The organism is Aeromicrobium sp. Root472D3 (assembly GCF_001426485.1).
Taxonomy (GTDB): Bacteria; Actinomycetota; Actinomycetes; order Propionibacteriales; family Nocardioidaceae; genus Aeromicrobium.
In genome coordinates this window covers 250,039-275,801 of sequence record NZ_LMET01000002.1, presented here as the reverse complement: position 1 = coordinate 275,801, position 25,763 = coordinate 250,039, and the positions used below count along the sequence as shown (strand labels likewise).

General features: G+C 71.6%; 21 protein-coding genes, 1 other RNA gene and 2 pseudogenes. 12 read left to right on the top strand and 12 right to left on the bottom strand.

Features of this window, described 5'->3' with window-relative positions:
* The first annotated feature begins 85 nt into the window (after positions 1-85).
* From ASD10_RS16065 to ASD10_RS16055, 3 genes are read left to right on the top strand one after another with little or no spacing between them, the layout of a single operon-like run.
* Entirely contained in the window at positions 86-4,711 is a 4,626-nt protein-coding gene (locus ASD10_RS16065) for an ATP-dependent helicase (RefSeq protein ID WP_056611243.1), read from the top strand.
* Positions 4,704-5,483: a DNA-formamidopyrimidine glycosylase family protein gene (locus tag ASD10_RS16060; RefSeq protein WP_056611240.1), complete on the top strand. Its 780-nt coding sequence runs from the start codon at positions 4,704-4,706 to the stop codon at positions 5,481-5,483. The genes ASD10_RS16065 and ASD10_RS16060 overlap by 8 nt, the downstream gene beginning before the upstream one ends.
* Positions 5,484-5,519: 36 nt before the next feature.
* Positions 5,520-6,143: a vitamin K epoxide reductase family protein gene (locus ASD10_RS16055; RefSeq protein ID WP_082556349.1), complete on the top strand. Its 624-nt coding sequence runs from the start codon at positions 5,520-5,522 to the stop codon at positions 6,141-6,143.
* 15 nt (positions 6,144-6,158) lie between these two features.
* Here the strand turns inward: ASD10_RS16055 and ASD10_RS16050 are convergent, their stop codons facing one another.
* From ASD10_RS16050 to ASD10_RS16005, 12 genes and pseudogenes are all read right to left on the bottom strand, one after another.
* Positions 6,159-6,446, bottom strand: coding sequence for a 4a-hydroxytetrahydrobiopterin dehydratase (locus tag ASD10_RS16050; RefSeq protein ID WP_056611234.1), 288 nt, complete (start codon positions 6,444-6,446; stop codon positions 6,159-6,161).
* Positions 6,443-6,793 (bottom strand): hypothetical protein, encoded by a 351-nt coding sequence (locus ASD10_RS16045; protein WP_056611232.1) that lies wholly within the window; start codon positions 6,791-6,793, stop codon positions 6,443-6,445. The genes ASD10_RS16050 and ASD10_RS16045 overlap by 4 nt, the downstream gene beginning before the upstream one ends.
* A gap of 184 nt (positions 6,794-6,977) precedes the next feature.
* Positions 6,978-7,347: a transfer-messenger RNA gene (ssrA, locus tag ASD10_RS18500) on the bottom strand.
* A gap of 157 nt (positions 7,348-7,504) precedes the next feature.
* Positions 7,505-8,920: an MFS transporter gene (locus ASD10_RS16040; RefSeq protein ID WP_056611229.1), complete on the bottom strand. Its 1,416-nt coding sequence runs from the start codon at positions 8,918-8,920 to the stop codon at positions 7,505-7,507.
* A complete protein-coding gene (locus tag ASD10_RS16035; RefSeq protein WP_056611227.1) occupies positions 8,917-9,798 on the bottom strand; it encodes an amidohydrolase family protein in 882 nt (293 codons plus the stop codon). The genes ASD10_RS16040 and ASD10_RS16035 overlap by 4 nt, the downstream gene beginning before the upstream one ends.
* A pseudogene (locus ASD10_RS19390) lies at positions 9,798-10,003 on the bottom strand (SsrA-binding protein); the annotation flags it as partial. The gene ASD10_RS16035 and the pseudogene ASD10_RS19390, both read right to left, overlap by 1 nt.
* A 1-nt stretch (position 10,004) precedes the next feature.
* Positions 10,005-10,211: SsrA-binding protein (locus ASD10_RS19385; RefSeq protein WP_235502065.1), on the bottom strand; the 207-nt coding region annotated here is incomplete at its 3' end.
* Between the two features lie 23 nt (positions 10,212-10,234).
* Positions 10,235-10,717, bottom strand: coding sequence for an SRPBCC family protein (locus ASD10_RS16025; protein WP_056611221.1), 483 nt, complete (start codon positions 10,715-10,717; stop codon positions 10,235-10,237).
* Positions 10,714-12,036 (bottom strand): M23 family metallopeptidase, encoded by a 1,323-nt coding sequence (locus ASD10_RS16020; protein WP_056611218.1) that lies wholly within the window; start codon positions 12,034-12,036, stop codon positions 10,714-10,716. The genes ASD10_RS16025 and ASD10_RS16020 overlap by 4 nt, the downstream gene beginning before the upstream one ends.
* A 106-nt stretch (positions 12,037-12,142) precedes the next feature.
* Entirely contained in the window at positions 12,143-13,057 is a 915-nt protein-coding gene (ftsX, locus tag ASD10_RS16015; protein WP_056611215.1) for a permease-like cell division protein FtsX, read from the bottom strand.
* 18 nt (positions 13,058-13,075) lie between these two features.
* The gene (gene ftsE / locus ASD10_RS16010) at positions 13,076-13,765 is read right to left on the bottom strand and encodes a cell division ATP-binding protein FtsE (protein WP_056611212.1); all 690 of its coding nucleotides are present in this window, start codon (positions 13,763-13,765) and stop codon (positions 13,076-13,078) included.
* Positions 13,766-13,821: 56 nt separating this feature from the next.
* Entirely contained in the window at positions 13,822-15,018 is a 1,197-nt protein-coding gene (locus ASD10_RS16005) for an ROK family protein (protein WP_200938341.1), read from the bottom strand.
* Between the two features lie 109 nt (positions 15,019-15,127).
* Here ASD10_RS16005 and ASD10_RS19380 point away from each other — a divergent pair, with 109 nt between their 5' ends.
* From ASD10_RS19380 to ASD10_RS15960, 9 genes and pseudogenes are all read left to right on the top strand, one after another.
* A complete protein-coding gene (locus ASD10_RS19380) occupies positions 15,128-16,660 on the top strand; it encodes a sugar ABC transporter ATP-binding protein (protein WP_082556347.1) in 1,533 nt (510 codons plus the stop codon).
* On the top strand, positions 16,657-17,667 hold the full coding sequence (locus tag ASD10_RS18495; RefSeq protein WP_157432695.1) for an ABC transporter permease: 1,011 nt from the start codon (positions 16,657-16,659) through the stop codon (positions 17,665-17,667). The genes ASD10_RS19380 and ASD10_RS18495 overlap by 4 nt, the downstream gene beginning before the upstream one ends.
* 57 nt (positions 17,668-17,724) lie before the next feature.
* A pseudogene (locus ASD10_RS15990) lies at positions 17,725-18,728 on the top strand (substrate-binding domain-containing protein); the annotation flags it as partial.
* A gap of 110 nt (positions 18,729-18,838) precedes the next feature.
* Positions 18,839-20,014, top strand: a complete 1,176-nt coding sequence (locus ASD10_RS15985; RefSeq protein ID WP_056611203.1) for a Gfo/Idh/MocA family protein — start codon at positions 18,839-18,841, stop codon at positions 20,012-20,014.
* Positions 20,015-20,036: 22 nt separating this feature from the next.
* Positions 20,037-21,044 (top strand): sugar phosphate isomerase/epimerase, encoded by a 1,008-nt coding sequence (locus tag ASD10_RS15980; protein WP_056611200.1) that lies wholly within the window; start codon positions 20,037-20,039, stop codon positions 21,042-21,044.
* 72 nt (positions 21,045-21,116) lie between these two features.
* Positions 21,117-21,746: a hypothetical protein gene (locus ASD10_RS15975; protein WP_157432694.1), complete on the top strand. Its 630-nt coding sequence runs from the start codon at positions 21,117-21,119 to the stop codon at positions 21,744-21,746.
* 42 nt (positions 21,747-21,788) lie between these two features.
* Positions 21,789-22,622, top strand: a complete 834-nt coding sequence (locus ASD10_RS15970; protein ID WP_304439573.1) for an ABC transporter ATP-binding protein — start codon at positions 21,789-21,791, stop codon at positions 22,620-22,622.
* Positions 22,619-23,629, top strand: coding sequence for an iron-siderophore ABC transporter substrate-binding protein (locus ASD10_RS15965; RefSeq protein ID WP_056611193.1), 1,011 nt, complete (start codon positions 22,619-22,621; stop codon positions 23,627-23,629). Before ASD10_RS15970 ends, ASD10_RS15965 begins: the two co-directional genes overlap by 4 nt.
* A gap of 28 nt (positions 23,630-23,657) precedes the next feature.
* Complete coding sequence (locus ASD10_RS15960; protein ID WP_056611190.1) at positions 23,658-25,754, top strand: iron ABC transporter permease; 2,097 nt, start codon at positions 23,658-23,660, stop codon at positions 25,752-25,754.
* The last annotated feature ends 9 nt before the right edge of the window (positions 25,755-25,763 follow it).

The following is a 25,763-nucleotide window of genomic DNA, read 5'->3' as shown; positions in this document are numbered from 1 at the left end:
CGACGAAGGTCCACCGTACCGGCCGGCACCCCCGTCCCGGATGCGGTCTCGAGCACATGTCGGCGGCGGCTGGGACGATGGGCACATGACGTCGGCACTCGATCGCTTCGCCCCCGCCACCCGTGCGTGGTTCGGCGAGTCGTTCGACGGGCCCACCCCCGCGCAGGAGGGTGCCTGGCTCGGCGTCGAGGGCGACGAGCACGTCCTGGTCGTCGCGCCCACCGGCTCGGGCAAGACCCTGGCGGCGTTCCTGTCGGCGATCGACCGGCTCATGCACGCCGGCGACCCGGCCGGGGCCCCGTCGCCCGACGAGCGGGCGCCCGGCACCCGCGTGCTCTACATCTCGCCGCTCAAGGCGCTGGCCGTCGACGTCGAGCGCAACCTGCGGTCGCCCCTGGTCGGCATCACGCAGGCGGCGGCACGCCGGGGCGACTCGTTCCGCGACGTCACGGTCGGCGTGCGCTCGGGCGACACGACCCAGCGCGACCGGCGCGCGCTGATCACCCGACCGCCCGACATCCTCATCACGACCCCCGAGTCGCTGTTCCTGATGCTGACGTCGGCGGCGCGCGAGACGCTGCGCGACGTCGACACCGTCATCATCGACGAGATCCACGCCGTCGCCGGCACCAAGCGCGGCGCCCACCTGGCGGTCTCGCTCGAGCGGCTCGACGCGCTGCTCGACGCACCGGCGCGACGCATCGGGCTCAGCGCCACGGTCCGCCCGCACGACGAGGTCGCCCGCTTCCTGGCCGGCTCGGCGCGGGTCACGGTCGTCGCCCCCGAGGCGCCAACCCGCCTGGCGCTCGAGGTCGAGGTGCCGGTCGACGACATGACCAAGATCCCGGCGCCGCCGCGCGACGAGGGCAGCGGCGCCCGCTCGCTCGCGCCCGGTGACGACGAGCAGCCGCGGGGCAGCATCTGGCCGCACGTCGAGGAGGCGATCATGCACCGCGTGCTCGGCCACCGCTCGACGATCATCTTCGTCAACTCGCGCGGGGTGTCCGAGCGGCTCACGGCACGCCTCAACGAGGCCTACGCGGCGCACCTGGGGCACGTCGACTCCCCCGACGGCGCCACGTCGGCCCGCGCGCCCGCGCAGAAGGGCAGCAGCACCCAGACGACCGCCGCGTCGTCCGACGACCCCGAGCTCGTGCTGGCCCGGGCCCACCACGGCTCGGTCAGCAAGGAGCAGCGCTCGCTGATCGAGGACGACCTCAAGTCCGGCCGTCTGCGCTGCGTCGTCGCGACGTCGAGCCTCGAGCTCGGCATCGACATGGGTGCGGTCGACCTCGTCATCCAGGTGTCGTCGCCGCCGTCGGTCGCCAGCGGCCTGCAGCGCGTCGGACGAGCCGGCCACCAGGTCGGCGAGGTGTCGCAGGGCGTCACCTACCCGACGTCGCGCCCCGACCTGCTCGGCTCGGCCGTCACGACCTCGCGCATGCAGGCCGGCCTGATCGAGCGGCTCGACATCCCCGCCAACCCCCTCGACATCCTGGCCCAGCACACCGTCGCGGCCACGGCGCTCGAGGGCATCGACGTCGAGGAGTGGTTCGACACCGTGCGCCGCAGCGCGCCGTTCGCGACGCTGCCGCGCTCGGCCTACGACGCCACGCTCGACCTGCTGTCGGGCCGCTATCCGTCCGACGAGTTCGCCGAGCTGCGTCCCCGCATCGTGTGGGACCGCGACGCCGGCACCATCACGGGCCGCCCCGGTGCGCAGCGGCTCGCCGTCACGAGCGGCGGCACGATCCCCGACCGCGGCATGTTCGGCGTGTTCCTGGCCGCCGGCACCGAGGAGAGCGGCTCGCGCAAGGTCGGTGAGCTCGACGAGGAGATGGTCTACGAGTCGCGCATCAACGACGTCTTCGCCCTCGGCGCGACGAGCTGGCGCATCCAGGAGATCACCCACGACCGCGTCAACGTGGTCCCCGCCTTCGGTCAGCCGGCCCGCCTCCCGTTCTGGAAGGGCGACGCGATCGGGCGGCCCTACGAGCTCGGCGAGGCGATCGGCGCGTTCGTCCGCGAGGCCTCGGCCCTGGCTCCCGACGCCCTCGCCGAGCGCACCGCCGCCCTGGGCCTCGACCGCCGGGCGGCCGACAACCTCGGCGCGTACCTGCGCGACCAGAAGGAGGCCACGGGCCAGGTGCCGTCCGACCGCACCCTGCTGGTCGAGCGGTTCCGCGACGAGCTCGGCGACTGGCGGGTCGTCCTGCACTCCCCCTTCGGCCGTCGGGTGCATGCCCCGTGGGCCCTCGCGGTGGCCGCCCGCATCATCGAGCGCTACGGCATGGACGGCTCGGTCGTGGCCAGCGACGACGGCATCGTGGCGCGCATCCCCGACACCGAGACCGAGCCACCGGGCGCCGAGCTGTTCGTGTTCGAGACCGACGAGCTCGACACGATCGTGACGGCCGAGGTCGGAGGCTCGGCGCTGTTCGCGTCCCGCTTCCGCGAGTGCGCCTCGCGCGCCCTGCTGCTGCCGCGCCGCAACCCCGGCTCTCGCGCACCGCTGTGGCAGCAGCGGCAGCGGTCGGCGCAGCTGCTCGACGTCGCCCGCAAGTACCCGTCGTTCCCGATCCTGCTCGAGACCGCCCGCGAGTGCCTGCAGGACGTCTACGACCTGCCGGCGCTCACGATGCTGTCGAAGAAGCTGACCTCCCGCGAGGTGCAGATCGCCGAGGTCACGACCGAGCGGGCGTCCCCCTTCGCGCAGAACCTGCTGTTCGGCTACGTGGCGGCCTTCCTCTACGAGGGCGACACGCCGCTGGCCGAGCGCCGCGCCTCGGCCCTGACCCTCGACCCCACGCTGCTGGCCGAGCTGCTGGGTCGCGCCGAGCTGCGTGAGCTGCTCGACCCCGAGGTGCTCGAGCACCTCGAGCTCGAGCTGCAGCGACTCACCGACGACCGCCAGGCCAAGGACGTCGAGGGAGTCGCCGACCTGCTGCGCCTGCTGGGCCCGTTGTCGTCCGACGAGGTGCGTGCCCGCGTGCAGCCCGACCTGTCCGGCGAGGTCGACGGATGGCTCGGCGAGCTGCAGACCGCCCGCCGCGCGATCGAGGTCGCGGTGGCCGGCGACGTGCGGTGGGCCGTCGTCGAGGACGCCGGCCGGCTGCGCGACGCGCTCGGGGTCGTGGTGCCGATGGGGGTCTCCGAGGCGCACCTCGAGGTCGTCGCCGACCCGCTGCTCGACCTCGTCTCGCGGCACACCCGCACCCACGGCCCGTTCACGAGCGCCGACGTCGCGGCCCGCTTCGGCATCGGCGTCGCGATCGCCGACCAGGTGCTGCGTCGCCTGTCGCGCGACGGCCGGCTCACCGAGGGCGAGTTCCGGCCGCAGGCCACCGGCAGCGAGTGGGTCGAGCCCGGCGTGCTGCGCCGTCTGCGCTCACGCTCGCTCGCGGCGGCCCGTCAGCAGGTCGAGCCCGTCGACCCGCTGACGTTCGCGCGGTTCCTGCCCGCGTGGCAGGGCGTCGGCGGCACCGTGCGCGGCACCGAGGGCGTGCTCGCCACGATCGACCAGCTCGCGGGCCTGGCGCTGCCCGCCTCGTCGTGGGAGTCGCTCGTGCTGCCCGCCCGCGTGCGCGACTACTCCCCCGCGATGCTCGACGAGCTCACCTCGGCCGGCGAGGTCGTCTGGTCGGGAGCCGGCTCGCTGCCCGGCAACGACGGCTGGGTGCAGCTGCACCCCGCCGACTTCGTGCTGCGCGCCGCCGGCGCCCAGGGCGTCGAGCCCCTCGACCCCGACGCGCTGCCGGCCACGATCGCCCAGGCGCTCGACGGCGGAGGGGCGTTCCTGTTCCGCCAGCTCGTCGAGGTGCTGGGTGCGCAGGGGCCCGACACCGTCGACCACGCCGACGTCGCCGCCGCGCTGTGGGACCTCGTGTGGTCGGGGCGCATCAGCAACGACACCTTCGCCCCCGTGCGCACGCTGGTCGGACGCGGCGGCGCCCACCGCACGACGCGGCTGGCTCCCCGCGCCCGGCTGCACGGACGCCGCATCCGCTCGCCGCGGGTCGCCCAGCAGGGCCCCCCGACCGTCAGCGGCCGGTGGTTCTCGCTCACCGAGACCGCCGACGACCCGACGACCCTGCAGCTGTCCCGCGCCGAGTCGCTCGTCGGGCGGTACGGCGTCGTGACCCGCGGATCGGTCATGGCCGAGCAGACACCCGGCGGCTTCGCGGCGATCTACCGCGTCCTGCGCGAGCTCGAGCAGAGCGGCTCGGTGCTGCGCGGCTACTACATCGAGACGCTCGGCGCCGCGCAGTTCGGGGCACCCGCCACGGTCGACCGCATGCGCGCCTTCGTCCTCGAGGACGACCGGCCCACCGATGCCGCGGCCGTCACGCTGGCCGCCACCGACCCGGCCAATCCGTACGGTGCCGCGCTGCCGTGGCCCGACCGGCCCGTCGACGAGGCGAGCACTCGGCACCGTCCCGCCCGCAAGGCCGGCTCGCTCGTCGTGCTGCACGACGGTCACCTCGTGCTGTACCTCGAGCGCGGCGGCAAGAAGGCGCTGGTGTTCGACGACGACCCGGCACGGCTCGAGGCGGCGGGTCGCTCGCTCGCGACCCTCGTGCGGGCCCGCCGCATGAGCCGACTGACGGTCGAGACCGCCGACGGACGTCCCGTCGCGTCCTCGCCGCTCGGCGCCGCCCTGCTCGAGGCCGGCTTCGAGCAGACCATCAAGGGGGTACGGATCGATGCCTGAGGGAGACACCGTCTGGCGCACGGCCCACCACCTGCACGAGGCCCTCGCGGGGCGCGAGCTGACGCGCACCGACTTCCGGGTGCCCGCCTTCGCGACGCTCGACCTGTCGGGCGAGGTCGTCGACGAGGTCGCGAGCCACGGCAAGCACCTGCTCATTCGCACGCCCCGGCACTCGATCCACTCCCACCTCAAGATGGAGGGCGCCTGGCACGTCCAGCGGCTCGAGTCGCCGTGGCGGCGACCCGGCCACTCGGCACGCGCCGTGCTCGAGAACGACGAGTGGCAGGCGATCGGCTACTCCCTGGGCATCCTCGAGGTCCTCGACATCGACGACGAGGAGTCCGCGATCGGCTACCTTGGCCCCGATCTACTCGGGGCCGACTGGGACCTCGAGCTGGCCGTCGCCAACACCGCCGCCGATCCCGACCGTCCGGTCTTCCTGGCCCTGCTCGACCAGCGCAACCTCGCGGGCTTCGGCAACGAGTACGTCAACGAGCTGCTGTTCATCATGGGTCTGCTGCCGACCCGTCCGATCGGCGAGGTGCCCGACCTGACGCGCGTCATCTCGCGCGGCCAGCGCATGCTCGACGTCAACAAGGCGCGCGTCGAGCGTTCGTTCACCGGCAGCACCCGCACCGGGGAGGACCGCTGGGTCTACAACCGCGAGCGCGCCCGCTGTCGCCGGTGCGGCACCCGGCTGCGCAACGGCAAGCTCGGCGACCGCCCCACCACCGAGCGCGACTGTTTCTGGTGCCCCCACTGCCAGACCTGACGCAGATGGTTGCGGGCTCGTTCTAGGATCACTGTCATGACTGACGCGATGGTGGCCGACCGGACCGACCTCGACACGTACGAGCGCTCCGATCGCGGCCTCGGCCTGCTGCTGCTGATCGGTGGTGCGATCGGCCTGCTGTCGGCCGCGGTGCTGCTGATCGACAAGGTCAAGTTCCTCCAGGACGAGGCCGACGGCAAGACGGCCCAGCTGGCGTGCGACATCAACGCCTTCGTCAGCTGCGGCGGGGTCATCAACACCGACCAGGCCTCGGCGTTCGGCTTCCCCAACCCGATCATCGGTGTGGCCGGCTTCGCGATCGTCCTGACCCTCGGCGTCCTGATGGTCGCGCGGGTGCAGCTGCCCGACTTCGTCTGGCTCGGCCTGCAGGCGGGCGCCCTGTTCGGCATCGGCTTCGTGACGTGGCTGCAGTCGCAGAGCATCTACGAGATCGGCAAGCTCTGCCCCTGGTGCATGGTCGTCTGGACCGTCATGATCCCGATCTTCGTGTGGCTCACGGCGCGCAACCTGGCGGTCTTCGCACCCGGCAACCCGGTCTCCCGGTTCGTCGGCGACTGGACCCTGCTGATCACCGTGCTCTGGTACGTCGCCGTCATCTCGGCCATCTGGTTCAAGTTCGGCTCGAACCTCTGGGCCTGAGCCCGTCCGCGCGGCTCAGCTGGCGGCGGCGACGCGCTCCAGCACGCGGGCCAGCTGCACGTCGCGATCGGTGACGCCGCCGACGTCGTGACTGCTCAGCCGGATGTCGACCCGGTTGTAGACGTTGGTCCACTCGGGGTGGTGGTCCATCTCGTCGATCGACCCCGCCGCCTTGTTGATGAACGAGATCGCGGCCATGAAGTCGGCGAACTCGAACGACTTCACGATCGCCTCGCCCTCCTGCGACCACCCAGGCAGTCCGTCGAGCGCTTCTTCGATCTGGGCATCGGTGTAGGACGTCATTCGTCCACGCTATCGCCGGGACGGTGAGGGGCAAGGCGGTGCTCACGATCCGACCGCGCCCGGCGGTGCCCGACGCGCAGGCTCGGCAGCAGGATCAGGACCGACACGAGCGTCACCGAGGCCGGGACGGCGGCCACCCGGACGTGGTCGCGCGCGTCCGACACGCAGGCGCCGTCGTGCGCCGCCTGGTCCGGTCGCAGCTCGCCGCCACGGTAGGCGTCGCCCGTGACCAGCACGTGCAGCACGCTGCCGCACTGCTCGACGCCGCCGGCCGTCCGCGCCTGTGCCTCGGACGACAGGATCTGCCAGCCCCACACGAGCGAGGCCGCGAGGACGATCGCCGCCACAGTCGCAGCCCACCCAGACCTGGTCATGAGCGTCCGACCTCTCGGTTCGCGCGACCGGAACCCCGTTGCGCCGTCGCCCACCAGACTCTAGGCGTCGATGGGGTCCACCCGACTCATCGTGCTGCCGCACGGCACGACAGAGCCCCGCTCGCCCCATCATCAGGGCGAGCGGGGCTCTGTCGTTCAGTGGAGCTGCGGGGAATCGAACCCCGGTCCTACGGCGCTGAGTCAGGGCTTCTCCGGGTGCAGTCTGTCTGGTCGCTTTTCTCAGCCCCGGCGCTCGAACAGACGCGTCGCCGACAGGCTCAGTCACAGAAAAGTCCCGATCACACGCTGTGACGCCGTGTGACCAGCAAGCCTCCTAAATGAGACTGGCGATCCGGAGCGGAAGCTCCCCCGGGCCAGCCCTTCACCTATCGCTTAAGCAGCGAGGGCGAAGTCAGTGCGCTTTGAATCGGCACTTGTTGGTTTCCAGAGATCGTTTGAGAGATAACCCTGGATCCTCTACCCGCTTCACCTGAATCGAACGACCTTAGTCGAAACCGATCAGCCCCTCTTGAGTTGTCAACCACCGTCGCATCGAGCTTCGTGCCGCGACCGAGTATCCATCCTACTCCTGCCCAACGTCAGGGCCGAGCCGATCATTCCACGACGTCGGTCGAGTGGTGCGTTCCCGGGTCCGAGTGGTGCAGTGTGGTCGGACTCGCCGTCTCAGTCCGTCCACTCCGCACCACTCGCGGGTCCGGGTCCGGGGGCGGGGGCGGGGAGGCGGTGGATCAGGGTGACGGCGCACGCGGCGGCGAGCACCAGCATGCCGACGCAGATCAGCGTGCCGGTGCGAAAGCCCGGGCCGAACACGGCCGGGTCGGCGAAGTCGCGACCCGTGATGCCCGCGATCGGCGGGATCGCGGCCACCGCCAGCAGCGACGCCGTGCGCGAGACGGCGTTGTTGATGCCCGACGCGATGCCGGTCTGCTGCATCGGCGCGGCCGCCAGCACCGCGGTCGTCAGGGGTGCGACGAGCACCGTCAGGCCGATGCCGAACACGATCGAGGCGGGCAGCACGTCGGTCACGAAGCTCGCGTCGTCGCCGATCCGCAGCATCAGCAGCAGACCGGCCGCCGCGACCAGGGGGCCGATCGTCAGCGGCAGCCGCGGACCGATGCGCGTGCCGAGCGCTCCCGCGCGCGACGAGAACAGCAGCATGATGATCGTCATCGGCACGCTCGCCATCCCCGCCACCAGGGGCGAGAACCCCGAGACGTACTGCAGCTGCTGCACCAGCAGGAAGCTCGACGCCGCCAGCGCCCCGTAGATCGCGAACGTGCAGATGTTGGCGGCCGTGAACACCCGGTCGGCGAACAGCTGCATCGGCACCAGCGCGTGCGGCGTGACCCGCTGGTGCAGCACGAACACCACCATCAGCACCGCGCCGACAGCACCCCACAGCCACGACCCGTCGACCAGCCCGTACGTCAGCGCGGCGAGCCCGAGCGCCGTCAGCGCGGCCCCCACGTAGTCGATCGGGTCGTCCTCGCCGGTCGTCTCGGGCACGTGCCGCACGGCCAGCCACACCACCGCGACGGCCAGCGGGACGTTGATCCAGAAGATCCCGCGCCACCCCGTGGTGTCGACCAGCCAGCCGCCGACCAGTGGACCGATCGCGGTCGTCACGCCGGCCAGCCCCGACCAGAGGCCGATCGCGCTCCCCCGGTCCTCGGGCGCGAACGACGCCGAGATGATCGCGAGGCTGCCGGGCGTCAGGAGCGCCGCGCCCACGCCCTGAAGGCCGCGCGACGCGACCAGCACCTCGAGCGTCGGAGCCGCCGCGCACAGCACCGACGCGGCGGCGAACAGCACGACCCCGGCCACGAACACGCGGCGCCGTCCGAGCCGGTCGCCCAGCGACCCCCCGACGAGGATCAGCGCGGCGAGCATCAACGTGTAGCCGTTCACGATCCACTGCACGCCCGCTGCCCCCGCCTCGAGGTCGGACCGCATCGACGGCAGCGCGAGCCCCACGATCGAGCCGTCGAGGAACGACATCCCCGAGCCGAGGATCATCGCGGCGAGCAGCCACCGCCCCTGGGCGGTCGCGAGGCGGATCGTGCCGGCGTCGGCACTCACACGGCGACCCCGAACAACCGCGAACCGTTGCCCCACAGCACGCTGCGCAGCCAGTCGTCGCCCAGCTCGAGCCGCTGCAGCACCTCGACCTGGTGGGCGTACGCGTACGGGATGTTCGGGAAGTCGGTGCCGAACAGCACCCGGTCCTGCAGCTGGCCCAGCCGCGCCGGGACGCCGTCGGGCACGGGCGCGTCCCAGAAGTCGACGAAGGCCATCGTGGTGTCGAGCCGGACGTTCGGGTACCGCTCGGCGAGGTCGAGGAACTCGTCGATCTCGGGCATGCCGAGGTGGGCGATGACGAGCGCCAGGTCGGGGTGCCTCGACAGCACGTCGGCGACCCCCGCGGGGCCCGTGTGGTGGCCCGGGGCCGGCCCGGAGCCCGCGTGCAGGACGATCGGGGTGCCGCTCTCGGCGAGCACCCCCCACACCGGCTCGAGCAACGGGTCGTTCGGGGCGAAGTCACCGACCTGCACGTGCACCTTGAAGACCTCGACCCCCTCGTCGAGCAGCCGCGGGACGTACTGCGCCGCGTCCGGCTCGGGGTAGAACGTCGCCGAGCGCAGCGCGTCGGGGGTGCGGTCGGCGAACGCCAGCGTCCAGTCGTTCATGAAGCCCGCGACACCGGGTCGGTGCGCGTACGACAGCGCCGAGAACCGCTTCACGCCGATCGACCGCAGGTGGGCGACGCGCTCCTCGTCGCTCCACCGGTACGTGATGGGCCACGGACGACCGAGCATCGGTCCCGCGGCGTCGAAGTAGGCCCACACCTTCTCGAGGATCTGCGGCGCCATGAAGTGCGTGTGGACGTCGACGATGCCGGGCAGGCCCAGCGCGGCGACGAGCCCGGGGAGGTCGTCGTCCTGGAGCCCGCCTCCCACTAGTGAATGCCCTTGAGCCGCCGGCCCAGGTCGCGCTCGGCCTCGCGCGTCGCCGTGCGCTCGGCGATCGCGTGGCGCTTGTCGTACGTCTTCTTGCCGCGGGCCAAGGCGATCTCGACCTTGGCGCGTCCGTCCTTGAAGTACAGCGACAACGGGACGATCGTCAGGCCCTTCTCGGACGTCCGACGCTCGATGCGGTCGATCTNGTACTCGGGGATGTGGACGCCCAGCAGCCACGCCTCACCGCGCTCGATCTCGCCGAACCCGTCGACCAGGGACGCGCGTCCCGCGCGCAGCGACTTCACCTCGGTGCCGGTCAGCACCATGCCGGCCTCGAACGTGTCCTCGATGTGGTAGTCGTGGCGCGCCTTCTTGTTCTGCGCTACGAGCTTTCGCCCCGTCTCCTTGGCCATCCCTCCATTGTGTCACGCGCCCGTCAGGCGTCGCGGGCACCGACCGCCGCCACGACGACGGGGTCGGCGCACCCGCGGGCGAAGCCGGCGATGCGCCGGTCGATGTCACGGCGCAGCACGACGACGCCGACCCGCTCGGCCAGCGGCGCGAGCCACGACGGCCGGCACGTGAAGCTGTAGCGCCAGGTCGCGCGACACCGCCCGTCCGGCTCGGGGGCGAAGCGCCAGCCGCCCGCGAACGAGGCGAAGAACCACGGCCCCTGGACCATCGTCATGCCGACGTTGGTGGGTGGGTTGTACGAGACGTACTCGCTCACCATGCGCAGGCCCGAGCGGTGTCGCGTCTGCGTGCGCACCCCCTTGCCGGGGGCCGTCGCGCCGTCGAGGAAGTGCTGCTCGTGGATGAACGGGTCCCACCGCAGGCGGGTGGCGCCCGTCGACTGCGAGACCGCGAACGCCGTCGCCGGATCGACGTCGACCACGACGCTCGACCCGGTGCGGGTCACAACCAGCCGGCGGGGTTCGTGGTCGAGCCGTTGACCAGGACCATGAAGTGCAGGTGGCAGCCGGTCGAGTACCCGGTCGAGCCCGAGTAGCCGATGACCTGGCCGCGCTGCACCTTCGTGCCGGCCTTCAGCGCGAAGCGCGTCAGGTGGTTGTAGGTCGTGACGACGCTGACGCCGCGCTTGACGCCGTTGTTGAGGATGATGCGGTTGCCGTAGGCGCCGTTGAAGTACTGCTGGATGATCGTGCCGGCCGCGGCCGCCTTGACGGGGGTGCCGCAGGCCACGCCGAAGTCCATGCCGTCGTGCAGCTTGTAGACGCCCGTGATGGGGTGCACGCGCATGCCGTACGGCGACGTGATCGGGCCCGACACCGGACGCGTGAGCGTGCCGCCGCTGTCGCCGGTCGGTGGATCGGGGTCCTCCGTGCTGCTGCCCCCGCCGCCCTTGGCCTTGCGCTGGCGCTCGCGCTCGGCGCGCTCCTTGGCCTTGCGCAGCTCCTCGTCGGCGATCTTCTGCAGCTCGGCGGCGAGCCGTGACGTCTCGGCCTCGCGCTCGCGGACGATCCGCTCGTCGTCGGCCTGGGCCGCGGCCGCCGTGGAGGCGGCCCCCTCCCGGACCGTCACGAGCGAGGCGACCTCGGTGGCCTGCTGCTCGGCGGCGGCCTCGAGCTGCTGCTTCTCGACCAGGTTGGCGGCGGCCTCGGCGCGCTGCACCTTGACCTTGTCGCGCAGCTTCTGCACCTTCTGCCGGTTCAGCTTGAGGATCACGCGCGTCGCCTCGAGGCGCTGCATCGTCGCGAGCTGGTCGTCGCTGACGGCGCCGTTGAGGCTGACCTCCTCGCCGTACGTCGAGGGGTCCTCCCCCTGCAGCAGGCCGCTGAGCGCGCGCAGCCCGCGATCGCCCTCGAGGTAGTCCTGCACCGCGAACTCCTCGACCGATTTCTCGGACCGCACGAGTCGCCTCTCGCCCTGGTCGAGCTCCTTGCGCGCCGACCGGAGCGCGGCCTGGCTCTTCTCGAGCTTGGCCTGCATCTGGGTGTCGAACGCCGCCGCGACCGCGACCTTCCCGCGCGTCTGGTCGAGCGTCGCCTGGGCCGAGCCGAGCTTCGCCTCGGCGTCCTGCAGGGCTGCGGCGGCCTCGGCGAACTCCTTGGTGGATGCGTCGAGGTCCTTCTGCGCCTGCTGTGCCGCGCCGCTCGCCTCCTTCTTCTGGCGCTCGAGATCGTCCTTGCGGTCGGCGAACGACGGCGACGTCAGGCCAGCGAGCAGCGCGACCGAGAGCAGCGCAGCGAGCAGCGCGGAGCGGGTGTGGGAAGACATGACCTCGACCTTGGGGGAAGGATCCCCGGGCGGGCCCGGAGACGTGTCGATGAGCGTGCTGAGGTGTCGTGCTGAAAGTATCAAGCCCGACTTTAGGCTATGAACCTCACACGTCGAGGTATTTGCGCGTCAGGAAGAGTGTCGGGATCAGCGCGAGCAGCAGCGCGAGCACCGTCGTCATGCCCATGACCTGCACCGCGTCGCCCCAGCCGACCCATGTCGTGATCTTGCCGAGGGTGTCGCGCAGGTAGCCGTAGACGACGAAGTGGACGAACGCGGCGAGCCCTGCTGCGGCCAGCGCGGCGGAGATGAGGGCCGCCAGCATCGACTCCAGGATGAACGGCAGCTGGATGTGCCAGCTCGACGCACCGACCAGCCGCATGATGCCGATCTCGCGGCGTCGCGCGTACGCCGTCATGCGGATCGTGTTGGAGACCTGCAGCACCGCGGCGAAGATCAGCAGCGCCGAGATGGCCAGGGCGCCGTTGCGCAGCTTGTCGAGCGCCGAGAACAGCGGCCCCAGCAGCTCCTTGAGCGAGCTGACGTTGCCGACGCCGTCCATGCCCGACACCTGGCTGACGACCGCGTCGTACTTCTGCGGGTCGTTGAGCGTCACGAAGTACGACACGGGGAACGAGTCGGGGCTCAGCGTCTCGAGCTGCTTGCGACCCGTCTCGGACTGGCCGAACAGGACGCGTGCCTGGTCGTAGTTCTCCTGCGGCGTGCGGATGTCGAACGACTTGACCTGCGAGTTGCCGCGCAGGGCCTCCTGCACCGCGTCCTGCTGGTCGTCGGTCGCGGCGCCGCCGATGCACGTCGGGGCCAGCGAGTTCTTGGTGCACAGGTTGACCTGCAGCTGCAGCTTGTCGCCGAAGTACTTCTCGGTGCGCTGCGACTGGGCCAGGATCAGCAGGCCGAGCGCGGCGAGCAGCAGCGACACCGTCATCGTGACGATCAGGGAGACGGTCATGGACTTGTTGCGAGACAGGCTCTGGCCCAGCTCGCTGAGAGTGCTACGCATGTGGTCCTCTTCGCCGGGTCAGTTCTGGTAGCCGTAGATGCCACGGGCCTCGTCGCGGACGATGAGCCCCGACTCGAGCTCGATGACGCGCTTGCGCATCTGGTCGACGATCGTCGAGTCGTGCGTGGCCATGACGACGGTGGTGTCGGTGCGGTTGATCCGGTCGAGCAGCTTCATGATGCCGACGCTGGTCGCGGGGTCGAGGTTGCCGGTGGGCTCGTCGGCGATCAGGATCATCGGACGGTTGACGAACGCGCGGGCGACGGCGACACGCTGCTGCTCGCCACCGGACAGCTCGTCGGGCATGCGGTGCCCCTTGCCCTCGAGGCCGACCATCTCGAGCGTCTCGGGCACGAGGGAGTTGATCTCGGCGCGCGACTTGCCGATGACCTGCAGCGCGAACGCGACGTTCTCGGTGACGGTCTTGTTGGGCAGCAGGCGGAAGTCCTGGAAGACCGTGCCGACCTGGCGGCGCAGCTTGGGCACCTTCCAGCTCGACAGCTTGTTGATCTCCTTGCCGGCGACGTAGACGCGTCCGCTCGTGGGGCGCGCCTCGCGCAGGATCAGCCGCAGGAACGTGGACTTGCCCGAGCCCGAGGCACCGACCAGGAAGACGAACTCGCCCTTCTCGATCTCGAGGTCGACGCCGTCGAGCGCGGCGCGCTTCTGGCCGGGGTAGGTCTTGGTGACCTTGTCGAATCGAATCACTGAGCCACTGTAGGCAGCCGGGACCCAGAGTCGTGGGACGTCGCGCCGTGGACGGGTCAGGCGGTGCGGCTCGCGACGTAGGCGTCGACGGCCCTCGGCGCCAGCACGGCGTCGATGACCATCGCGCTCGCGCCGAGGATGCCGCCGCGGCTGCCGGCCGAGGTGCTGACGATGCGCAGGTCGTTGGTCGCGAGCGGCAGCGACCGCTGGTAGACGACCTCGCGGACGCCCGCCAGCAGGTACTCCCCCGCCTCCGACAGCTTGCCGCCGATCACGATCACCGACGGGTTCAGCAGGTTGACGCACGTGGCGAGCACCGAGCCGAGGTCGCGCCCGGCCTCGCGGACGGCCTGCAGCGCGGCGACCTCGCCGGCCGCGACGGCGTCGACGATGCCCTGCGACCCCTCGACGTCCAGGCCCTTGGCCCGCAGGGTCGCCGCGATCGCGGGACCCGCGGCCACGGCCTCGAGGCAGCCGATGTTGCCGCAGCGGCACACGACGTCGGCGGGCGCGCCGGCCACCTGGACGTGCCCGAGGTCGCCGGCCGAGCCCAGCGCACCGCGCAGCAGCCGTCCGTCGGTGACGATGCCCGCTCCGATGCCCGTCGCGACCTTGACGAGCAGCAGGTGGCGGGACGACTGCCACGACGTGACGTACTCGCCCAGCGCCATCAGGTTGACGTCGTTGTCGACGAGGACGGGGCCGCTGAAGCGCCGGCCCAGCCGCTCGGGGACGTCGACGTCGTGCCAGCCGGGCATGATCGGCGGGTTCGCGGGACGCCCGGTGGCGTGCTCGACGGGGCCGGGCACGCCGATGCCGACACCGGCGACGTCGGGCACGGTGCGGCCGAGGTCGGCCAGCAGCTCGGTGCCGATGTCGGCGACGCGGTCGAGCACGATCTCGGGTCCGTCGGCGATGTCGCAGGCGACGGTGCGCTCGCCCAGCACCTCGCCCGACAGGTCGCTGACGGCGACCGTCGCGTGCGACGCTCCGAGGTCGATCGCGAGGACGACCCGGTCGTGGCGGTTGAGCGCGAAGCGGGTGGGCGGACGTCCCCCGGTCGACGCGGCCTCGCCGACGGGCGCGAGCAGGCCCGAGGCCAGCAGGGCGTCGACGCGCGTCGTGATGGTCGAGCGGGCGAGTGACGACAGCGTCGACAGCTCGCCCCGGGTCCGTGGACGACCGTCGCGCAGCAGCTGGAACAGGTCTCCCGTGCCGACGAGCGCCGGCGGCAGCCCGACGGGCGCAGTCATGGTCATGAGTCAACCAGACCGTGTTTCGACGCCGACGTCAAGCAACCCCGTCGGCGAACTTCTGACTTTTGCTTGACGGCCGACAAAACCTGTGACTAGGGTCACTCCCATGCGACAGACCGTCACCCCGCTGCTCGAGATGCGCGGCATCGTCAAACAGTTCCCCGGGGTCCGAGCCCTCGACGGCGTCGACCTCGTGGTCCGCGCCGGCGAGGTGCACTGCCTGCTGGGCCAGAACGGCGCCGGCAAGTCGACGCTGATCAAGGTGCTCGCCGGCGCCCACCCGATCGACGAGGGCACGATCCTGTGGGACGGCGAGCCGATCTCGTTCGCGAACCCCCAGGACGCCCTGGCCACCGGCGTCGCGACGATCTACCAGGAGCTCGACCTCGTCGACGGCCTCACCGTCGCCCACAACATCTTCCTCGGGCACGAGCGGGCGCGCGGCGGCATGACCCGCGACGCCGAGATGAACCGGGCCGCCCGCGAGCTGCTCGCCACGCTGGGCCACTCCGAGATCCGCCCGACCCGCGAGGTCGGCAGCCTGTCGGCCGCAGGGAAGCAGATCGTGTCGATGGCCCGGGCGCTGTCGCGCGACGCCAAGGTCATCGTGATGGACGAGCCCTCGGCGGTGCTCGACGCCGACGAGGTCGACGGCCTGTTCCGCGTCGTCGACGACCTGCGCGCCTCCGGCACCGCGATCATCTACATCTCGCACCGGCTCGAGGAGATCCGTCGCATCGGCGACCGCCTGACGGTCCTGAAGGACGGCGCGACGGTCGCGACGGATCTCTCGGCGCAGGACACCCCGACGTCCGAGCTCATCACGCTCATGACCGGTCGCACCGTCACGTCGGTCTTCCCGCGGCGCACCGAGCCGGTCCCCGATGCCGCACCCGTCCTGTCGGTCGACTCCCTCTCACGGGTCGGCGAGTTCACGGACGTGTCGTTCGACCTGCGCCCCGGCGAGATCATCGGCCTGGCCGGTCTGGTGGGAGCCGGCCGCAGCGAGATCGTCGAGACGATCTACGGCGCGCGGCGGGCCACGAGCGGCACGGTCACGGTCGGCGGCACGACGCTGCGCAACGGGTCGGTCGACGCCGCGGTGGGCGCCGGCCTCGGCCTATGCCCCGAGGAGCGCAAGTCGCAGGGCCTGATCCTCGACGAGGCCGTCTACCGCAACATCTCGCTCGCGAGCTTCTCCCGCTTCGCCCGCGGCGGCTTCTCCAACGAGGCGGCCGAACGCCGCGCCGCCCACGACGCGGCCCGCTCCGTCGACGTACGGCCCGACGCCCCCGACCGGATCATCCGCACACTCTCGGGCGGCAACCAGCAGAAGGTCGTCCTGGCCCGCTGGCTGCTGCGGTCGTGCACGATCCTGCTGCTCGACGAGCCGACCCGCGGTGTCGACGTCGGCGCGCGGGCCGAGATCTACTCGCTGATCCGCGAGCTGGCCGACTCCGGCGTCGCCGTCGTGGTCGTCTCGAGCGACATCGACGAAGTGCTCGGCCTGTCCGACCGCGTGCTCGTCGTCGCCGAGGGCTCCGTCGTCCACGACGGTCCCAGCGACGCCATCGACGCCGCCGGCGTCCTCGACCGCATCCTCGCCACCCACGACCACGACAAGGAAGGGGCAGCGTGAGCGCCTCCCTGAAGGACCCGTCCCTGACCGTCCCCACCCCGCCGAAGGGCGATCGTGGCGGTTCCGTCGGCATCGCGCGCAACCTCGGCCTCGTCATCGCCCTCGTCGTCCTGTGCGTCGTCGGCGTCGTGACGGCTGGGGAGCGCTTCGCGAGCACCGACAACATCGTCACGATCCTGCGTCTGGCCACCGTCACCGGTGTCGTCGCGATCGGCATGACGTTCGTGATCACCGGCGGTGGCATCGACCTGTCCGTCGGCGCGATCGTCGCCCTCGCCTCCGTCTGGGCCACCACCACCGGCACCCAGGCCATGGCCGATGACGTGCACTGGATCGTGATCGTGCTCAGCGCGCTCCTGGTCGGCACCGCCTGCGGGGTCATCAACGGCCTGCTGGTGGCCTACGGCAGGATCGTGCCCTTCGTCGCGACCCTCGCGATGCTCGCGTCGGCCCGCGCGCTCGCCGAGCTCATCGCGGACCGCAAGACGCAGATCCTGCGCAACCAGGGCTTCACCGACTTCTTCGGCGCCGAGCCGCTCGGCATCCCCGTCATCGTCATCATCTTCGCGCTCGTGACGGTCGGTGGCTGGTTCCTGCTGAACCGGACGACCTTCGGCCGCCGCACGTTCGCGGTCGGCGGCAACCCGGAGGCCGCCCGCCTGGCCGGCATCAAGGTGCAGCGCCACACGGTCTACCTCTACGCGCTGCTGGGCATGACCTGCGGCATCGCCGCCCTGATCGTGATGTCACGCACCACGACCGGCTCGTCGACGCACGGCACGCTCCTCGAGCTCGACGTCATCGCTGCCGTCGTCATCGGCGGCACGTTGCTGAGCGGCGGACGCGGCACGGTCGTCGGCACTCTCTTCGGCGTCCTGATCTTCACGACCCTCACCAACGTCTTCACGCTGAACAACCTCTCGACGTCGACCCAGAACGTCGCGAAGGGCGTGATCATCGTGATCGCCGTGCTCCTGCAGCAGCGCATCGCGAACCGCAAGCCGTAACGGAAGACCCGCACAGCCCCGCACCATCGCACCACCTCACCCCCACCAGGAGTACACATGTCCACCATCCCGTCCCGCCGTCGCGGACTCGCCGTCGCCGGCGCCTTCGCCGCCGCCACGCTCGTCCTCGGCGCCTGCACCAACAGCTCGAGCGACGGTGACGACACCAGCGCCGCCGTCACCAAGAGCGGCACCGACAACGACAAGAGCGGTGACAAGGTCGTCATCGGCTTCTCGGCCCCGGCCGCCGACCACGGGTGGATGGGTGCCATCACGAAGGCCGCCGTCGCACAGGCCGAGCAGTACGACGACGTCGAGCTCAAGGTCGCCGAGGGCACCAACGACGTCAACCTGCAGATCTCGCAGGTCGAGACCTTCATCAACGACAAGGTCGACGCGATCGTGCTGCTGCCGTTCGACGGCGCCGCCATGACGCAGGTCGCCCGCAAGGCCATGGACGCCGGCATCACGGTCGTCAACGTCGACCGCGAGTTCGACTCCCCGTTCGCCGCCCGCACGACGGTGCTGGGCGACAACTACGGCATGGGCGTCTCGGCCGGCACCTTCGTCTGCGAGGACGCCAAGGGCTCGAAGGACAAGGTCGTCGCCGAGATCGCCGGCATCGACTCGCTGCCGCTGACCCAGGAGCGCTCGCAGGGCTTCGAGGACGCGCTCAAGGCCTGCGGTCTCGACGTCGACAACCGTGTCGCCGCCGAGTTCACGGTCGAGTCGGGCGAGAAGGTCGCCTCCAACCTGCTGCAGGCCGCGCCGAAGATCGACTACCTGTGGAACCACGACGACGACCAGGGCGTCGGCGTCCTCGCGGCGATCAACAACGCCAACCGCGACGAGTTCACGATGATCGGCGGCGCCGGCTCGGCCGACGTCATGGAGGCCATCAAGGCCGGCGACTCGGTGCTCAAGGCCACCGTCGTCTACCCGTCGACGCAGGCCGCCGACGGCGTCAAGCTGGCCCGCCTGCTGGTGCAGGACAAGTCGCTGTCGGACCTCGCCGAGATCGAGGTGCCGCGCCAGCTCAAGCTCGCCGCGCCCGTCGTGACNACGTACCTGCCGTCGGCCTTCCGGTCCTGATCTGATCGGCTGGGGCCCGCGGCCACCGCCGCGGGCCCCGGCCCCTCTCCGTCCTCCACCGCCGCCCCAAGGAATCCTCATGACCGACACACGGCCCGACCTGGGCATCGCGATGGTCGGCTACGCCTTCATGGGCGCCGCCCACTCGCAGGCCTGGCGCACGGCCCCCGCGTTCTTCGACCTGCCCCTGCGTCCTCGCCTCCGCGCCGTCTGCGGACGCAACGAGGACGCCGCCGGCGAGGTTGCCCGCCGCTTCGGCTGGGAGTCGGTCGAGACCGACTGGCGCGCCCTGCTGACCCGCGACGACGTCGACGTCATCGACGTCTGCACGCCCGGCAACACCCACGCCGAGATCGCGATCGCGGCCCTCGAGGCCGGCAAGCACGTCCTGTGCGAGAAGCCCCTGGCCAACACCGTCGAGGAGGCCGAGGCGATGGCCGACGCCGCCGCAGCCGCCGCCGAGCGCGGCGTCCGGGCGATGGTCGGCTTCACGTACCGCCGCACCCCCGCCGTGGCCCTGGCCCGCCAGCTCGTGGCGTCGGGCCGGCTCGGCACGATCCGCCACGTCCGCGGGCAGTACCTGCAGGACTGGCTCGCCGACGAGAACGCGCCGCTCAGCTGGCGCCTCGACAAGTCGCTCGCGGGCTCCGGCGCGCTCGGCGACATCGGCGCCCACGTGATCGACATGGCGCAGTTCGTGACCGGCACGTCGATCGCGTCGGTCAGCGGTCTCATGGAGACCTTCGTCCAGACCCGCCCCCTCGGGGGCGACCACGCCACGCTCGGCGGCTCCTCCTCCGTGGACGCCGAGCGCGGTCCGGTGACCGTCGACGATGCGGCCGCCTTCACCGCCCGCTTCGTCGGCGGCGCCATCGGAGTCTTCGAGGCCACGCGCTTCGCCACGGGCCGCAAGAACGCGTTGCGCCTCGAGATCAACGGGACGCTCGGCTCGCTGTCGTTCGACTTCGAGGACATGAACGTCCTCGAGTTCTTCGACGCCACCGAGGACCCGTCCGTCGCGGGCTTCCGACGCATCATCGTCACCGAGGCGAGCCACCCGTACGTCGCCGCGTGGTGGCCACCAGGCCACGGGCTCGGCTACGAGCACGGCTTCACGCACCAGGTCGTCGACCTCGTCACCGACATCGCCAAGGGCGCCGACCCGGCGCCGTCGTTCGCCGACGGGCTCGCGGTGCAGCGCGTGCTCGCCGCCGTCGAGGCGTCCGCCGCCAGCGGCACCACCCAGACCCTCTGACCACCCGACCCAGGAGCTCCGCATGACGCGTCCGATCACCCTGTTCACCGGCCAGTGGGCCGACCTGCCGTTCGAGGAGGTCGCACGACTCGCGGCCGGATGGGGATACGACGGCCTCGAGATCGCGTGCTGGGGCGACCACCTCGACCCGTGGGCCGCGGTCGAGGACCCGGCGTACATCCAGACCCGTCTCGACATCCTCGACGAGCACGGCCTGCAGGTGCACGCGATCTCGAACCACCTCAAGGGCCAGGCGGTCTGCGACGACCCGATCGACGAGCGTCACCACGACATCCTGTCGGCGCGGGTGTGGGGAGACGGCGACCCCGAGGGCGTCCGTCAGCGTGCCGCCGAGGAGATGAAGCACACCGCTCGGGCCGCCCGCATGCTCGGCGTCGACACCGTCGTCGGGTTCACGGGCTCGTCGATCTGGAAGTACGTCGCGATGTTCCCGCCGGCGTCCGAGGCGATGATCGCGGCGGGCTACCAGGACTTCGCCGACCGCTGGAACCCGATCCTCGACGTGTTCGACGAGGAGGGCGTGCGCTTCGCCCACGAGGTGCACCCCAGCGAGATCGCGTACGACTACTGGACGACGCACGCCGCGCTCGAGGCGATCGGCCACCGCGAGGCGTTCGGGCTCAACTGGGACCCGTCGCACTTCATGTGGCAGGACCTCGACCCGCTGGGGTTCCTGTGGGACTTCAAGGACCGGATCTACCACGTCGACTGCAAGGACGCGAAGAAGCAGGTCGGCAACGGGCGCAACGGGATCCTCGGCTCGCACCTGCCGTGGGCCGATCCGCGACGCGGGTGGGACTTCGTGTCGACGGGACGCGGCGACGTCCCCTGGGAGGCGTGCTTCCGGATGCTCAACACGATCGGCTACGACGGCCCCGTCTCGATCGAGTGGGAGGACGCCGGCATGGACCGCCTGCTCGGCGCGCCCGAGGCGCTGGCGTACGTCAGGGCCAACCTGTTCGACGCCCCGACGGCCGCCTTCGACGCCGCCTTCAGCACCCGGTCCTGACCCCTTCGCGGTAAACGGGAGTTGCCCTGACGGACATGAGCGGGGTGGGGACGACCCCGATAACGTGGGCGGATGCGACTGCCTCTTCCTGATCCCCGCGACGCCGTGACGCTCATGGGTCAGGCCCGCCAGCTGGTCGAGGACGTCGCGGGCGCCCTCCCCCGCGCCCTGACGCTGCTGGGTCAGGCCGAGGCGCTCATCGCGCGCGTCGACGGCCTGATCGACCGCATCGAGCAGACCCGCCGCTCGGCCGACGACGTCGTGGTGCGCGTCGGCGAGACGATCGACCGGGCCGACGAGTCGGTCGAGCGCATCGACCGGACGATCACGAGTGCCGACAAGCTCGTGCTGCGCGCCGCGGGCCTGGTCGGCAGCATCGAGCCCACCGTCAACCGCGCCCAGCACCTGCTCGACTCGTTCGCCCCGTCGCTCGAGATGCTGCAGCCGACCCTCGACCGCCTGGCCAAGAGCACCAGCCCGGAGGAGGTCGAGGCGCTCGTGCGGCTCATCGACCACACCCCCGAGCTGGTCGACCGCCTGGTCGCCGACATCCTGCCGATCGTCGAGAACATGCAGTCCGTGGCACCCGACATCCACGACATGCTCGACACGATGCACGAGCTCAACGAGATGATCGCCAAGATCCCCGGCATGGGCCGCATCCGCCAGCGGGTCGAGGACAAGCAGGCGTCCGAGGGCTGACCCGCGACCCGACCAAGATGAGGCTTGCCTTACCTTGGTCGGGTGACCTCCCCCTCGGCGATCCAGCTGCGCGCGACCGGCCTGGTGGCCGGCTACCGCCGCTCGACCGTCGTGCACGGGGTCGACGTGGCACTGCGCGCCGGATGCGTCACGGCCCTGATCGGCCCCAACGGTTCGGGCAAGTCGACGCTGCTGCGGTCGATGGCCGACCTGCACTCCCCCAGCGACGGCCGGGTCGAGCTGGGTGACGGCACCCCCGTGTCCGACCTGTCGGGACGCGACCTGGCCACGCGCCTGACGCTGCTGTCGCAGTCGCGCAGCGTGCCCGGCGGCGTCTCGGTGCGCGAGGTCGTCGAGTACGGACGGCACCCGCACCGCGCCCGGTGGAGCGGTTCCGACCCCGACGGCCACGAGGTCGTCGACCGCGTCATGGCGATGTGCGGCGTCGACGAGCTGGCCGGACGCCCCGTCGACGCACTGTCGGGCGGTCAGCTGCAGCGCGTCTGGCTGGCCAGCTGCCTGGCCCAGGACACCGCGGTGCTGCTGCTCGACGAGCCCACGACGTTCCTCGACCTGCGCTACCAGGTCGAGCTGCTCGACACGGTCCGCGACCTCGCCGACCATCACGGCATCGCGGTCGGCGTCGTCCTGCACGACCTCGACCAGGCGGCGGCGATCGCCGACGAGATCGTCCTGCTCGTCGACGGCCGCGTCGACGCCGCCGGGACGCCCGCCGAGGTCCTGACGTCCGAGCGCCTCAGCGCCGCCTACGGCATCCGGGTCGACGTCGCCGTCGACCCCGCGACCGGCCACGTGCGCACCCGCGCCGTGGCCCGGCACCACACCCGTGCCACCACCTCGAAGGAGAACCCGTGAAGTCCACCCGTCTCTCGATCCTGGCCGCCACCGCGCTGCTCGCAACCACGCTCGCCGCCTGCGGCACCACCGAGTCGTCCGACGACGGCTCGTCGACGTCCGGCTCCGGCGCCGGCGGCGGCGGCGGGGAGAAGATCACCGTCACCGACGCCCGTGGCAAGAAGGTCACCCTCGACGGACCGGCCGAGCGGGTCGGCGCCACGGAGTGGAACGCCGCGGAGTACCTGGTCTCGCTCGGCGTGCAGCCCGTCGGCGTGTCGGACGTCAAGGGCTTCACGACGTGGGACAGCGCCGTCACCCTCGACGCCGACGTGACCGACCTCGGCACCCGCGGCGAGCCCAGCATCGACCAGCTCGCCTCGCTCGACCTCGACGTCCTCTTCGTGACCGACAGCCTCACGGGCGACGCCGTCGAGCAGATCGAGAAGACGATCCCGGTCGTCGTGCTGCCGGGCGGCAAGGCCGGCGAGCAGATCACGCAGATGTTCGACAACATCGACACCGTCGCCAAGGTCACGGGCACCGAGGACGAGGCCGCGACGCTGCGCACCGAGTTCGACGCCGCGCTCGACGAGACGAAGAAGACCGTCGCCGACTCCGACTTCGCGGGCGCGACGGTGGCGTTCAGCGACGCCTACGACACCGGCGACGCCGTCTCGGTGCGTCCGTACACCGCGACGTCGCAGCTCGGCACCCTGCTGGGCGAGCTGGGCTTCACCAATGCGTGGGACTCGATCGACGGGCTCGAGCCCGACAAGGCGTACGGCCTGGCGCAGACCGACGTCGAGGGGCTCACGAAGCTGCCGGCCGACACGAAGTACTGGTACATCGCCAACGAGTCGGAGACCGACCCGTACGTCGACACCCTGAAGGACAACGCGGTGTGGACGTCGCTGCCGTTCGTCGCGGACGACGGCGTCGTCCGCTTCCCCGACAGCATCTGGATGTTCGGCGGGCCGAAGTCGATGGAGCAGTTCCTCGACGCGGTCAGCGCGACGGTCAGCTGACCGACGCCGCCCTGACGACTCCCTCACCATGACCCTGACGGACGACCGCCCCGGCGCCGACGAGCTCGTCTCGTCGGCGCCGGTCGACGAGCCGACCTCGCCGTGGCGGCTCGCGGCGGTCGCCGCGGGGCTGGTCGTCGTCATCGCGGTGGTGTCGGCGATCCACGTCGTCCAGGGCACCGCCGCGGTCGGCGTCCCGGAGCTGTGGGGGTGGCTGACCGGCTCGGGGTCCGACCAGTCGGCCGCCGTCGTCGTCGAGTCCCGGCTCCCGCGGCTCGCCGCCGGGCTCGTCGTGGGCGTCTGCCTCGGCGTCGCGGGCGCCGCGATGCAGTCGGTGGCGCGCAACATGCTGGCGTCGCCCGACACCCTGGCGGTCAACTCCGGCGCCTACCTGGCCGTCACGGTCGGCGCGACCGTCGGCGTGCCGTCGGCGATCGCGGGCGACCTGGTCCTGGCCTTCGGCGGCGGTCTCGTCGCGGCGCTGGTCGTGTTCGTCCTGGCCGGCACCGAGTACGGCACGGTGCGGCTCGTGCTCGCCGGCACCGTCATCTCGCTGGGGTTCACGGCGATCTCGACGATGCTCATCATCCTCAACCCGCTCGAGGCGATCGGCCTGCAGGCCTGGGAGGCCGGCACCCTGAGCCAGAACGGCTTCGGCACGCTGCGCCTGATGGCGCCGTTGATGGTCGTCGTCGTGGCGGCCGTCATGGTCTTCTGCCGCCGGCTCGACCTGCTGACGCTGGGCGACGACGAGGCCCGGTCGCTGGGCGTGCCGGTGCGCCGGACGCAGCTGACCGTCATCGTCCTGGCCGTGCTGCTGTCGGCCGTGTCGGTCACGGTCGCCGGGCCGATCGGCTTCATCGGGCTCGTCGCACCGGCGCTCGTCCGCCTCGGCACGTCACGCGTGAGGGGGCTGCACCGCCACCGGGCCCTCGTGCCGCTGTCGGGCCTGGCGGGTGTTGCGATCGTCCTGCTCGCAGACGTCGTCGTGCGGGCCGTGATGGGCTCGCAGCGCGCCGTGCAGGTGCCGACGGGGGTCGCCACGACGCTGCTCGGCGCCGTCGTGCTGGTCGCGTTCGCGCTGCGCCTGCGCGCGTCGCGCCTCGACGAGGGCGGCAACGCGCTCGACGTCCGGGGGCTGGGGCTCAGGCACCCGGTCGTCCTGATCGCCGCGCTCGTCGCGCTGCTGGTCGCGGTGGCGGGGGCGTCGATGCTGGTCGGCGACCGCATGTTCCTGCTCGGCGACCTCGTCAACTGGGTCACCGGACGTGCCGGGCCCATCACGACCAACGTCATGGACGCCCGGGCGCCCCGCGTGCTGGCGGCCGTGCTGGCCGGCGTCGCGCTGGCGGTGTCGGGCGTGCTGATCCAGGCCGTCACCCGCAACCCGCTCGCCGACCCGACGCTGCTCGGCGTCTCGGGCGGCGGGTCGGTCGGCGCCGTGATCGTCGTGACGGCGGTGCCGACCGCGAGCTTCTGGGCCATCTCGGGAGCCAGCGCGGCGGGCGCGGTCGTCGCGTCCGTCATCGTGTTCGGGCTCGCGGCCCGCAGCGGCTTCGCGACCGACCGCCTCGTGCTGCTGGGCGTCGGCGTCGCCTACGCCGCCACCGCGACGGTCACCGTGCTGATCGTCGCGACCGACCCCTTCAACGCCGCGAAGGCGCTCACGTGGCTGTCGGGGTCGACGTACGGGCGGGCGTACGAGCACCTCTGGCCGCTCGTCGTGGCGTGTGCCGTCCTGCTGCCGCTGTCGTGGACGGCGGCGCGCCGGCTCGACCTGCTGTCGGTCGACGAGGACACGCCCCGCGTGCTCGGCGTGAACCCCGCCCGCGCCCGCCTGCTGCTGCTCGGCAGCGGCACCCTGATGGCGGCGGCCGCCGTGGCGGTCATCGGCGTCGTCGGCTTCGTGGGGCTCGTCGCGCCGCACGCCGCGCGGGCGCTGGTCGGACGCCGTCACCGCCTGGTGCTGCCCGTCGCCGCGCTGCTCGGCGCGATCGTGCTGAGCCTGTCGGACCTGCTCGGCCGCACCGTCGTCGCACCGACCCAGCTGTCGGCGAGCCTGCTCACCGCGGCGATCGGCACGCCGTACTTCCTGTTCCTGCTGCACCGCTCGCGCCGGCACTGAGCCGGCGTC